The following is a 12,803-nucleotide window of genomic DNA, read 5'->3' as shown; positions in this document are numbered from 1 at the left end:
AAAATAAAAAACCTCGTTGATTAACGAGGTTTTTTATCAAAATATGTTTAAATTATTAATTGGCAGACGCTGTAGCATCGCCCGGAGCAACCGTCTGACCTTTAATGTAAAGGTATTTGGTACTGATCTTAGCGTTTGAAGTTATTGTTATTGGTTTAGTAAAAGGCATTGCAGTAGGAGTTGGTGTGTAGGTAACTTTGATTACTCCACTTTGTCCTTTTTTGATTGGCGTTTTTGGCCACTCAGGAACAGTACAACCACAACTCGCAGCAACATTGGTAATGATCAAGGGCTTCTCGCCTATGTTAGTAAACTTAAACTCAACTGAAACTGGTTTTGTTGTTGGTATTTTACCGAAATCATAAGTCTCCTTGTCGAATTTAAAATCCGGTGCATCAGACTGGTCAGCAGGCGTAGTAGTTTGAGCTTTTCCAACAACTCCGATGCCTAAAACTAAGGCGAATAATATGATTAACTTTTTCATTTTGATGGGGTTTTAAAACAAATTTAATGTTTTATATAACATTACAAAAAGTATTCCAATATATAAATTCGATTTTACCTTAAAGTCATACTTTAGATTTTGTGTATGTTTGTGATATAACCGATTTGCTTATGATGCCAGATAGTAAATTTACAACCAACCCAATCGACGCTTCGGAACTGAGTTTTAATGACTTCAAAACGATCGTCATCAACGACTATAAAATCGCCTATGAAAGCAGGCAGGCGAGCTTATTAGGCCGAAAGGAAGTGCTGACAGGGAAGGCTAAATTTGGTATTTTCGGCGACGGGAAAGAAGTTCCGCAAATTGCAATGGCCAAAGCTTTTAAAAATGGAGACTGGCGCGCAGGTTATTATCGAGACCAGACTTTTGCGTTTGCCGCTGGCATTTGTACCATGAAAGAATTCTTCGCGCAATTATACGCTCATCCAGATCTCGAAGTCGAACCTGCGTCGGGAGGGAGACAGATGAACTGTCATTTTGCCACACGATCGTTGAATGAAGACGGAAGCTGGAAGGATCTTACCCAAATGAAGAATTCATCGTCAGACATTTCCCCTACAGGTGGTCAGATGGCTCGTTTGGTTGGTTTGGCTTACGCCTCAAAATTGTACAGGGAGAATAGACAACTTGATTACCTTACTGATTTTTCTGTTTCAGGCAATGAGGTTGCTTTCGGAACAATAGGAAATGCTTCCACTTCTGAAGGGGTGTTTTTCGAGGCGATCAATGCTGCGGGGGTGTTACAGATTCCAATGGCGATATCTATTTGGGATGATGGTTACGGGATATCTGTTCCAGCGAAGTATCAAACCACTAAGGAAGACATATCTGAAGTTTTAAAAGGTTTTCAAAGAGAAGAGGGTGCTCCAGGTGTAGAAATTTATAAGGTAAGGGCATGGGATTATCCAGCACTTTGTGAATTATATGAAACTGCAATAGCGGTTTGTCGCACTGAGCATACTCCAGTCATGATTCATGTTACTGAAGTTACACAACCTCTCGGACATTCTACTTCAGGCTCTCATGAGCGCTACAAAGAAAAGGCGCGTTTAGAGTGGGAGAAAGAATATGATTGTATTGTGCAGATGCGTAAGTGGATGATTGAATCTGCAATTGCAACTGATGAGCAGATCGTTGAACTAGAAGAAACAGCAAAAACATTTGTTCGCGAAACTCAACGTGAAGCCTGGAATGAATTCTTGGCAGCAATTAAAATAGAAAAAGATCAGGCAGTTGAATTGATAAAGGGCCTTGTTAATGGTAATCCAGTAATACATAAAATTGCTTCACAACTTTCTTCAACTCCTGATGCTTTACGAAAAGAAGTAATTTCGACCGTACGTAAAGTATTGAGGTTAACCGCCTCTACAGATTCTCCAGAAAGATCCGCACTGCTTGTCTGGTATAATTTACAGGACGAAATCAACGAGGATCGTTATCATACTAAACTCTTTACGGACGGTGAAGAAAGCCCTTTACTGGTGCCACACGTTGATGCTGAATATTCAGAGTCCAGTAAAATGGTTGATGGTCGGGAAATACTGAATGCTTGCTTTGATGCTAATTTTGCGAGAGATATGCGTTTAGTCGCTTTCGGAGAGGATTTAGGTGCTATAGGCGATGTAAATCAAGGGTTTGCCGGTTTGCAATCTAAGTATGGTGAATTAAGAATTTCAGATACAGGAATTAGAGAAATGACCATCATAGGTCAGGGTATCGGTCTTGCTTTGCGTGGGCTGAAACCCATTGCAGAGATTCAGTACATGGATTATTTGTTATACGCTTTAAATGTGATGAGTGATGATCTCGCTAGTCTATCTTACCGAACTAAGGCAGGACAGAAGGCCCCTGTAATTATTAGAACACGCGGACACCGTTTAGAGGGAGTATGGCACTCTGGTTCGCCAATATCTATGATTCTGGGCTCATTGAAAGGAATCCATCTATGTGTTCCAAGAAATATGACACAAGCTGCAGGCTTGTACAATACGTTATTCAGGGCAGATGAACCAGCTTTAATGGTGGAGTGCTTAAATGGATATAGATTAAAAGAAAAGCTTCCTGAAAACGTTGGGGAATATACTGTGCCACTAGGGAAAGCCGATTTAATAAAAGAAGGTTCAGATATTACTGTGGTGTCTTATGGCGCAACACTGCGGATTGTAGAAGAAGCCGCTGTAGAACTGTTAACCTTTGGAATCTCTGTAGAGATCATTGATCCTCAAACGCTAATGCCATTTGATATTGATCATTTGTGTGCAAAATCATTAAAGAAAACTAATAAATTGCTTGTAGTAGATGAAGATGTTCCTGGAGGAGGTGCAGCTTTCATTATGCAACATATCCTGGAAGAACAGAACGGATATTATCATCTTGATGGGCAGCCTAGAACGCTTACTGCTAAAGCACACCGTACTCCATATGGTTCTGATGGTGATTACTTCAGTAAACCATCGGTAGACGATGTAATTGAGGCGGTTTACAAAATGATGCATGATAATAACGCGTCAAAGTTTCCCGCCATATTTTAGAATATTAGATTAGACCTTGCTTACTTTGTTTCTTAACAGATGATCTGCAAGGACCAAAGCAGCCATTGCTTCGACAATAACTACTGCTCTCGGCACTACACAAGGATCATGTCTGCCTTTGCCTTTAATTTCTGCTGCTTCGCCAGACGAGTTAATCGTTTGTTGGTTATGCATAATAGTGGCCACAGGCTTGAAAGCAACTGTAAAGTTAATTTCCATCCCATTCGATATACCACCTTGTACACCTCCAGAAAAATTGGTTAGTGTTTTAGGCTGCTTGGTACCAACTAAAAAGACATCATTGTGTTCTGAGCCTCTCATTTCGCTGCCTTCAAAGCCAGATCCGTATTCAAATCCGTGAACAGCATTAATACTTAGCATCGCTTTACCCAAGTCCGCATGAAGTTTGTCAAATACGGGCTCACCTAATCCTACAGGACAGTTCCTCACAATGCAACTGATCTTTCCACCAACCGTATCTCCGTCTTTACGTACACCATCTATAAAATCGATCATCTGATCGGCCGTCGCCGGATCTGCACAACGAACTATGTTCTCTTCTCTTATCGTCAAAAGATTTTCAATAGAATCACCACTTAGATTGGGTGCTACGATCTTCCCAACGGAAGATACGTGTGCGAATATCTCAATTCCATGAAGTTTCAAAAGAAGCTTCGCAATTGCACCAGCAGCCACACGTGCGGCTGTTTCTCTAGCAGAGGAACGACCGCCACCGCGATGATCCCTTATGCCGTACTTTGCATGGTAAGTATAATCAGCATGTGAAGGACGGTAAACATCAGTATTGTGGCTATAATCCTTGCTACGCTGATCCTCATTCGGGATCAGCATCATAATTGGCGTACCTGTAGTTTTTCCTTCAAATGTTCCTGAAAGAATTTGCACAGTATCACTCTCCTTTCGCTGAGTGGTTATCTTAGATTGTCCCGGTTTGCGTTTATCCAATTCAGACTGAATGAAGTCCAAATCTATTGGAAGTTGCGCCGGACAACCATCTAAAATTACTCCGATGGCAATTCCGTGAGACTCTCCAAAAGTACTGATACGAAATAACTGACCAATTGAATTACCTGCCATGTGTTTTATTTTTTTAGTGTTCTTTAATAGTAAATCCCGCTTTTTCCAGATCTTTCCAAAAGTCTGGATACGACTTCTCGACAACATCCATATCTTCCAGCTCTACTGTTTCAATCAATAGCGCGATTGGAGCGAAGGCCATTGCCATTCTATGGTCATCGTAAGTCTTGATAGTAATATGTTTCGGGAAATGTAGCGATTCACAGTTCAATGTATAGACCAGATCATTTTCTGATAATGAAACGCCTATCTTCGCCAATTCGTTTTGCAGTGCCAGTACCCTATCTGTTTCCTTGATCTTAAGGGTTTCTAAACCGGTAAATTTTAGATTTTTGCCGAGAACAGCGGCACATACAATAATGGTTTGAGCTAAATCCGGGCAGTCTTTCAAATCCATCACCTTATCAGAAAAATTCTTGGAAGAAGTTTTTATTGATATACCAGTGGCTGTTGATTTAGTTTTAACCCCAAAATCGACCATGATCTCCCTGATGCGGCTATCTCCTTGCAGACTTTTTTCTTTTAGATGGGGAAGTTCAATTTGCGCTTTATCTGCTAAGGCTGCAATACTGTACCAGTAAGAAGCAGCACTCCAGTCTGGCTCTACAGTTAAAATTGCTCTTTTAAACTCCTGTGGTTTAACGCTAATGTTATTCCCCGACCATTGATGAGAAATTCCTGCTTCTGAGAGCATATCCATAGTCATTTTTATATAGGGTAGGGAAGTCAGCTCACCCTGAATCTCTAGAGTTAAACCTTGAGAAAGGGTAGGAGCGACCATTAACAAAGCTGATATGTATTGGCTGCTGATGTCACCTTTAATTCTTACTGAGTCAGCAGATTGCTTCAATGGTCCTTTTATAAGGATAGGGGGAAAGCCATTTTGTTCCGCATAAATGATATCTGCGCCAATAGCCTTCAGTGCCTCTGCTAAAATACCAATAGGGCGCTGCTTCATCCTTTCAGACCCCGTAAGCAAGAACTTGCCATCTCTTGCGGCTAAAAAAGCCGTCAAAAAGCGCATAGCTGTCCCCGCAGGGCCCACATCAACAGTTTTCTGATTTTGGCTATTTTCCGAAAGCTCTTTTAATATCCGTTTCAAGGTCACCGTATCGGCAGCGTTAGACATATTTTCTACTGCAACTGAACCTTTACTAAGGGCGCTGATGATCAGCGCCCGGTTGCATTCACTCTTTGATCCAGTAAGCGTTATTTCCGCATGGATTTTTTTGTCGCCGGTAAAGGAAACAAGCGCATTCTTCATAACTAATATCTGAGCGGTTTAACTAAGATTGAATTGTATCGGTATGTGCTTCTGCAGCAATACCCTCTTCAACCTTACCGTCGTTCATAATTTCTGTTTGTTTGCGGATTGACTCACTGTGAACAAGTTCTAAGAACTTCTCTGTAAAGTTTAGGTCTAATTTTAAGGCTTTTGCAAAGGATGCTCCCTTTTTACTAATGGCATCCCAACGATTAACCTGAAGAATAGTTACTTGGTTGTCACGTTTGTATTCGCCTATTTTACCAACAATAGCCATACGCTCCGCTAATTTCTGTAATAAAAGGTCATCGATTTTATCAATGTCTTTACGTAGGTCTGCAAGCTTATCGACAAAAACCTCATTTGCCGATTCTGGTTCGCGGATGGTTAAACGATCTGCCAATTCTGCCAAGGCAGCAGGGGTAAGTTGTTGTTTTGCATCAGTCCATGCTACTGAAGGATCTATGTGCGCTTCGATCATTAGACCTTGCATGTCAAGATCCAATGCTTTTTGCGAAATGTAAGGGATCAATTCTCTGTTACCACAAATATGACTTGGGTCGTTAAGGATTGGCAATTCCGGGCATAAAGTTTTCAACTGGATAGCAAGCTCCCACATTGGCTCATTACGGAAAGATGTTTTTTCGTATGAAGAGAAACCACGGTGGATAGCGCCCAATTTAGTAATGCCAGCCCCATTGATACGCTCCAAAGCACCGATCCATAATTGTAAATCAGGGTTTATTGGATTTTTAACCAATACAGGAATGTCAACACCTTTTAAGGCATCAGCAATTTCTTGAACAGTAAAAGGATTTACTGTAGAACGTGCACCAATCCAAAGGATATCCACACCTGCTGCTAAAGCTTCTTCTACGTGTTTTGCATTCGCAACCTCAACGGCTGTAGGCAAGCCAGTTTCTTCTTTTGCTCTTTTCAACCACTGTAAGCCGATACTCCCAATCCCTTCAAATTCTCCCGGACGGGTACGTGGTTTCCAGATACCTGCTCTTAATACAGATACTTTTCCAGTTGCGGCCAATAAATGAGCTGTAGTTAGCAGTTGTTCCTCAGTTTCTGCACTACAAGGCCCAGAGATGATTAATGGTTCGTTTTTGATGTTTAACCAGGTGCTTAACGGCTGGATGTTTAATTCTAATTTCATTGTTTTGGGGTTTGTATAGTTAATATTTTCGGGGAGTGCTTTAAACGGTATCGTTCTTTTGGTACTCTCCCAGGATGTTAAAATTTGAAGTGTATTTTAATGTTTTTCTGATTGCTTTATCGTATTTCTCTGTGCTTGGCCATTCCAAATCAACATAAAAATAGTATTCGTTTCTTTTGCCGAGAACAGGGAGCGACTGTATCTTAGTTAGGCTAACTTCTTGTTCAGCAAATATGTTAAGCACCATTGCCAGGGAACCTGGTTTGTGCCCTACCTGGAAGCAAATCGATGCTTTGTTTATTTCCTTGCCTTCATCAGTTCTCTCCTTTTTGAGGATCAGAAAACGTGTGTAATTCTTTTTGTTCGATTCTACGCGACGTTCCAGAACATTAAGACCGTATAATTCTGCTGCAAGGCTATTTGCAATTGCCATGGTGTCAGTAAGATTCTCGTCTTTAATACGTTTAGCGCAAGCAGCGGTATCATTACTTTCCACAATATTAATGTGTGGATAGTCGTAGAAGAAATCAACACATTGGCGGATGGCAATAGGATGAGAAGTTACGGTTTTGATGTCTTCAAAATTAACGCCAGGCAGTGCCATTAGATGTAGTTGAATAGCTAAGTAAACCTCTCCTACGACAGAAAAACCATATTCTCTGATGAGCGTGTAGTTTGGTAAAAGACTTCCTGCGATGGAATTCTCAATAGCCATCACAACAAAGTCGGCATCTTTTTGCTCCAGCTTGTCACACGTTTCTTTAAAGGAATTGCACTCAACAGTTTGTATCTCCTTTCCAAAAAACTTGTATGCCGCCTCTTCGTGGAACGATGCTTTTATACCTTGGATTGCTACTCTTGTTTTTGTTTTCATTTTATTGGTAATCCGTAATGTTGTTTGTGTGGCTAAAACGCAAAAAAGTCCCGGCTTTAGGCCGGGACTTTTTTATACAATTATCTTAGTTGAATATGTGCATATCAGTCCCGGCTCTTACTAAAGTAATAGAAGTAACCAAACCAATATGTAGTGATGTTTTTCAAAGTTTTTCTTTTTGTTTTTCAAATGTACGTACAAAATTTAATTTGTCAATAGTTAATTAAAAAAAATTTAAAATTTTATGCTTTGAACTGTTTGTTGAAATGGTTCAAGCTGTCGAGTATGTCTTGCTTTGTTACTCTGCAATTGTAAGCACAAGAACCAATACTATTTAATAGCGAAAACATTATTTGCCCATCTTCATTTTTTTTATCGCTTTGCATGAATTGAATTAGCTCTTCATGACTTTTTGTTTTGATCTCATATTTAGGATAAAGCCCCAGAAGATAGCTCGTAACTTCGGCAAGTTCTTCTTCTTTTAATGTATTGTTTTTCACTGATAAAAACCCCTCACAAATCATTCCTACAGCGATTGCTTCGCCATGGTTTAATGGACGTTTATCGTTAATGAGCGAATAAGTTTCAACAGCGTGACCAATCGTATGGCCATAATTAAGGATCTTTCTTAAGCCTCTTTCGTATGGATCCTCAGTTACTACTTCATTCTTAATCTCCACCGACCTGTAGATAGCTTCTGCGGACACTTCTTTATAGTTAGATGATTTCAACTGATGAAAATAGTTTGCATCAGCAATCAGACCATGCTTAATCATTTCTGCAAAACCAGATAGTAGTTCTCGTTCCGGCAATGATTTTAGAAACAGTGTCTCGATAAATACGGCCTGAGGTAAGCTAAAAGTACCCACCATGTTCTTCACATTGTCAATATCAATTCCAGTTTTACCACCTACGGAAGCATCTACTTGTGATAATAGGGTGGTAGGAATATTGATAAAATCGATCCCACGTTTGTAAGTTGAAGCCACAAAACCACCCATATCAGTAATTACACCACCACCAAGGTTAATCATCAAACATTTTCTATCAGCTTCAAAATCTAAAAGAGTTTTCCAGATACCTATACAGAAGTCAATGTTCTTATTCTCTTCTCCAGGGTCTGTTTCGATCAGATCAAACCCCGTGTAATCTTCTAACATCTCCTGGAAAATTGGCAAACATGACTCAGCAGTATTGCGGTCTACGAAAACGAAGACTTTACTGTATTTTTCGGAATTTATAATATCAGTCATTGGGGCCAATCCCGTCTCAAAATAGATAGAATGCCCGGCGCTGTCGAGAGTTTTCATTAAATGACTTTTATTTTCTGACCCATAAAATCTACTATATCACCTACACGTACTTTTAACCGTTTGCGGTAATCAACTTTGCCGTTGTATTTAACAAGTCCATCTTCCACAACAGTTTGTGCTTCGCCGCCGCTTTGTACTGTGCCTGTTGCTTTTAGCAACGCAATAAGCGGTATAAATTCGCCTTCTAATTTGAATTCTGTCATCTTGAAGCAAACTTACAATTATTTATAAACTGTTTTACCACCCCTTGCGGTGGATTGCATATTTTTGCACAATAAGAAACTGACTTAATGAAATTGTCCCCTGAGAAAGAACTGAACTTTGAGAATACTGAAATAGCCTTCAAGAGTAAGTCTAACGCTGAATTGAATGCTGCTTATTTGCTATTTAAAATCATCAGCAGTAACTTCCTGACTCGTGTTGGTCCGCCTATAACGAATTTCTTTTTAAATATCGGTTTACCAATTAAGGGAGTAATTAAAGCTACGATCTTCAAGCAATTTTGCGGGGGAGAAACAATCTCAGAATGCGAGCATACAATTGAGCAGTTGGATTTAGTCAAAGTGGGTACCATTTTGGATTACTCTGTAGAAGGGGAGGAAGAAGAGGGTGTTTTCGATTTTACGTGCGAGGAAATCATCAGGACGATTAACAGGGGAGCTGGAGATAAACGGATTCCGATTACTGTATTCAAAGTTACAGGAATTGGCAGGTTTGGTTTATTAGAGAAATTGGATGCTGATAAGCCGCTATCTACAGCAGAGCAGCAGGAGTTCGATAGGGTTAAGAGCCGTTGTGAAAAGATTTGCAGTTCAGCATTTGATAATCAGGTTCCAGTAATGATTGATGCCGAGGAAACCTGGATTCAGGATACCATTGACCATCTTGCCTTTGAAATGATGAGGTTGTTTAATAGGGATGGTATTATCGTTTACAATACCTACCAAATGTATAGACACGATAAATTAGCAGATCTTATAGCTGATCATGAGAGGGCGAGGAAAGAGGGGTTCATTTTGGGAGTGAAAATGGTCAGGGGAGCTTATATGGAAAAGGAGCGAAACCGTGCTGAAGAAATGGGTTATACATCCCCGATTCAGCCCACAAAACAAGCTACGGATGATGATTATGATGAATCTTTGCGGTATTCTGTGAGCCATATTAATGATATAGCCTTTGTTTGCGGCACCCACAATGAACACAGCTCCCGATTGCTTACTCAGCTTTTGGATAAACAAAATATTGACCACAATCACTCACATGTGTATTTTGCACAGCTCCTTGGTATGAGCGATAACTTAAGTTTTAATTTATCTGATAGCGGTTACAATGTGGCAAAATACGTCCCTTATGGGCCTATAAAAGCTGTTATGCCCTATCTTTTTAGAAGGGCACAAGAGAATACTTCGATTGCGGGGCAAACTAGTCGTGAATTGGGATTGATAATTAAAGAGAAGAAAAGACGGAAGTCTTAAATGTTAAACACTGCTACCTCAGCTCTGGAACCAAATCTTACGGGCAGTAGGCTAGTTCCTATTCCCCTGGAAACATACATTCTTGTCGGGCCGAAATTATACCATCCCTGAAGATATTTCCCGCTCCCTTGAGGTAAATATGGTACAAAACCAAATAAATTTACTTGTCCGCCATGGGTATGTCCGGATATAATTGCGGATGCGTTATTTATTGAAGTAAGTTCATTTACAATCGTTTCAGTGTATTGTGGACAATGGTTCAAAATAATGTGGCAATCACTGGTTTTAAAGTGCTTCAGTGCGTCAGTGATATTTGCATTACCTCCTACAAGGTCATCAATCCCAGTAATCATTACCGTTTTATTACCAAATCTGTATTGCTTTCCTTCATTTATTAGCAGGTCTGTATTGTTCGCAGCGTAAATTGACCTTAGGTTATCAAGACTTATCCCACTCCAATACTCCCAATTCCCAAGAATAGCGACTTTCTTTAAGTCGAAACTCAGCAATTTGAGAAATTCCTCTAAAACTGGGAGCTTATTTGCATCATCTATCGCATCCCCAGTAAGAAAAATTAAATCAGGCCTTAACTTATTGACGTCTTCAGCTAAGCGTCGCAGCTGTCTATTAACCGATTTCAAATGGAGGTCTGATATTTGAATAAACTTTAAACCAACTTTATTGGAGGAGGAAGATTTTAGTGAAAACTCGTTAGTTTGGATAAAGGCCTTTTCAAACCAAAAAGCATCCGCTAATAAAAGGGCAAGGGTAGCTCCTATTCCTGTTGTTAAAAACCTGCGTCTTGTCCATGCCATTGGGATGCAAGATAAAAAAACTATTGGCAAGCATCAAGATCTCTAGTAAGCGCTTTCCCTGAAACTGATAATTTGATTTACTATCAAATAGAATATAGGATTTACAGTTTCTGTTGGACAAACCATTCCACATACTGTGGTAAACAGGTACCAGCATAATAAGGCAAATTCATTAACAAATATGGTTTTTGATCTGGCGTCACAGCTTTTTCAACATTGAAAGTACCTGCATACATACGTATAGCATAAGGGTGATCTGCTACATCAATGAACTGATGAAGTGATTTCAAACTCCCTTTGCTTCCTGATTTTATTTCTATGGGAATAACCAAATTCTGATAGGAATAAAGTATGTCAACTTCTGCATTTGATTGAGATTTTTCCCTTACCCAAAAATTAGGTTTATGTGCTGAAATACTTTGAAGAGATATAAGCTCCTGTGTTACCAAATGAGGTATAACAGCACCTTTGTAAGCACTATTCAAATCACTCATAGCTAACATTTCTAATTGGATGCCAAGAGCGTAATTGACTAAACCAGTATCTAGAAATTGTAAACGTGGTGACTTCTTTAAATCAGGCTTTAAAGGGGGCTTCAAGTCTGTTGTAGGATAAATCAACCGTATTATTTTTGCGTCATCAAGTGTTCTGAATGCTTCTCCTACCTCCCTTGATCGATAGTTGGAATTACCAAAACCCTGAAACTTGACACGTTCATCGAGATAAAGTGGAGCAGTATCCATCAGATGTTTAATAATCTTCCTTTCCGTATCATTAGATGTATATTTCTCTACATCATTTTTATAAGTTCCCCAAATACTTTCATATGTTCTTGGTAAGTCCGAAAGGTTCTTTTGCTGAATATCCACTTTTATCACTTCTGGCATTCCACCAATAATTGCATAACGATGAAAAGCATCCATTAACAACTTATGAGCAATTGGCTTTATTGGAACTAACTGCAAATATTCTAATAAATTCTGTTTATCTATGGCTTCCAAATATTCCTGGAAATTTAATGGATGGAGATATAGAAACTCTACTCTACCCACTGGAAAGCTTTGCACCTTTTGCATCGCAAACTCTAAAAGAGAGCCAGCACTGATCACATGAAGCTCTGGCAATTCTTCATAAAAATACCGCAATAACTGGATGGCTTTAGGACTTTCTTGAATTTCATCAATAAAAAGAAGCGTATTTGACATTGCAGAAGAAGGAATACCGTGAGCTAAAAGTAATGCTTCTAAAATCATTTGGACATCGTCGAAATTTTCAAAATAATGCCGATCACCAGGTTTTTCCAGATTTAGTATAATTTCATGCTCATATGTCCTAGAAAAATCACGAATCAATGTCGTTTTCCCAACCTGACGTGCACCTCTAATGATGAGAGGCTTACGGCCGTCACTTAATTTCCACTTATTAAGGTAATTTTCAACGTTTCTTTTAAATGACATAACTAGAATATTCTTTTCAGATTTGTAACAAAACCAACCCAAATTTACTTATATTTTGTAACAAAACAAACCCAGATTACCCTACATTTTGTAACAAAACAAGCCCAATTAAACTCCGTTACGTATTGTATACATTTTTAGGTAAGAATTAATAAAACTCTAGCTAACTAAATTAGTATTTTAACATAAAAAAGCCGTTCTTCTTATCGAAAAACGGCTTCCTGTTTGTGGGCCATGATGGGCTCGAACCATCGACCAAAAGATTATGAGTCTTCTACTCTAACCAACTGAGCTAATGGCCCT

The 12,803-nt window shown here is 39.4% G+C and carries 11 protein-coding genes and 1 tRNA gene; 2 read left to right on the top strand and 10 right to left on the bottom strand.

What is annotated here, in order from left to right:
- Positions 1-55 precede the first annotated feature (55 nt).
- Positions 56-484: a DUF1573 domain-containing protein gene (locus tag ACHFIZ_RS04145; RefSeq protein WP_410883146.1), complete on the bottom strand. Its 429-nt coding sequence runs from the start codon at positions 482-484 to the stop codon at positions 56-58.
- A gap of 131 nt (positions 485-615) precedes the next feature.
- Here ACHFIZ_RS04145 and ACHFIZ_RS04140 point away from each other — a divergent pair, with 131 nt between their 5' ends.
- Positions 616-3,039: a thiamine pyrophosphate-dependent enzyme gene (locus ACHFIZ_RS04140; RefSeq protein WP_410883144.1), complete on the top strand. Its 2,424-nt coding sequence runs from the start codon at positions 616-618 to the stop codon at positions 3,037-3,039.
- Between the two features lie 9 nt (positions 3,040-3,048).
- On the opposite strand, the gene aroC is transcribed toward ACHFIZ_RS04140, so the two are convergent.
- The 6 genes from aroC to ACHFIZ_RS04110 all read right to left on the bottom strand — a co-directional run bounded on the left by aroC (position 3,049) and on the right by ACHFIZ_RS04110 (position 8,956).
- Positions 3,049-4,137 carry a chorismate synthase gene (gene aroC / locus ACHFIZ_RS04135; RefSeq protein ID WP_410883142.1) on the bottom strand — a complete coding sequence of 363 codons (1,089 nt, stop codon included), beginning with the start codon at positions 4,135-4,137 and terminating at the stop codon, positions 3,049-3,051.
- 13 nt (positions 4,138-4,150) lie between these two features.
- Positions 4,151-5,401 (bottom strand): 3-phosphoshikimate 1-carboxyvinyltransferase, encoded by a 1,251-nt coding sequence (aroA, locus tag ACHFIZ_RS04130; protein ID WP_410883141.1) that lies wholly within the window; start codon positions 5,399-5,401, stop codon positions 4,151-4,153.
- 22 nt (positions 5,402-5,423) lie between these two features.
- The gene (locus ACHFIZ_RS04125) at positions 5,424-6,566 is read right to left on the bottom strand and encodes a chorismate mutase (protein ID WP_410883139.1); all 1,143 of its coding nucleotides are present in this window, start codon (positions 6,564-6,566) and stop codon (positions 5,424-5,426) included.
- A gap of 40 nt (positions 6,567-6,606) precedes the next feature.
- Entirely contained in the window at positions 6,607-7,440 is an 834-nt protein-coding gene (locus ACHFIZ_RS04120) for a prephenate dehydratase (protein ID WP_410883138.1), read from the bottom strand.
- 242 nt (positions 7,441-7,682) lie between these two features.
- The gene (aroB, locus tag ACHFIZ_RS04115; protein WP_410883136.1) at positions 7,683-8,750 is read right to left on the bottom strand and encodes a 3-dehydroquinate synthase; all 1,068 of its coding nucleotides are present in this window, start codon (positions 8,748-8,750) and stop codon (positions 7,683-7,685) included.
- Positions 8,750-8,956 carry an RNA-binding S4 domain-containing protein gene (locus ACHFIZ_RS04110; protein ID WP_410883134.1) on the bottom strand — a complete coding sequence of 69 codons (207 nt, stop codon included), beginning with the start codon at positions 8,954-8,956 and terminating at the stop codon, positions 8,750-8,752. The genes aroB and ACHFIZ_RS04110 overlap by 1 nt, the downstream gene beginning before the upstream one ends.
- An 87-nt stretch (positions 8,957-9,043) precedes the next feature.
- Between ACHFIZ_RS04110 and ACHFIZ_RS04105 the strand changes: the two genes are divergently transcribed.
- Positions 9,044-10,228: a proline dehydrogenase family protein gene (locus ACHFIZ_RS04105; RefSeq protein ID WP_410883132.1), complete on the top strand. Its 1,185-nt coding sequence runs from the start codon at positions 9,044-9,046 to the stop codon at positions 10,226-10,228.
- On the opposite strand, the gene ACHFIZ_RS04100 is transcribed toward ACHFIZ_RS04105, so the two are convergent.
- From ACHFIZ_RS04100 to ACHFIZ_RS04090, 3 genes are all read right to left on the bottom strand, one after another.
- Positions 10,225-11,043 carry a metallophosphoesterase gene (locus ACHFIZ_RS04100; RefSeq protein ID WP_410883130.1) on the bottom strand — a complete coding sequence of 273 codons (819 nt, stop codon included), beginning with the start codon at positions 11,041-11,043 and terminating at the stop codon, positions 10,225-10,227. The genes ACHFIZ_RS04105 and ACHFIZ_RS04100 overlap by 4 nt on opposite strands.
- A gap of 101 nt (positions 11,044-11,144) precedes the next feature.
- Positions 11,145-12,500, bottom strand: coding sequence for an ATP-binding protein (locus ACHFIZ_RS04095; RefSeq protein ID WP_410883128.1), 1,356 nt, complete (start codon positions 12,498-12,500; stop codon positions 11,145-11,147).
- 228 nt (positions 12,501-12,728) lie between these two features.
- A tRNA-Ile gene (locus tag ACHFIZ_RS04090) sits at positions 12,729-12,802 on the bottom strand.
- Between the last annotated feature and the right edge of the window lies 1 nt (position 12,803).

This window comes from Pedobacter sp. JCM 36344 (assembly GCF_046546555.1).
Taxonomy (GTDB): domain Bacteria; phylum Bacteroidota; class Bacteroidia; order Sphingobacteriales; family Sphingobacteriaceae; genus Pedobacter.
Note: the sequence above shows the minus strand (reverse complement) of the source record. Positions and strands in the feature narration are given on the sequence as shown.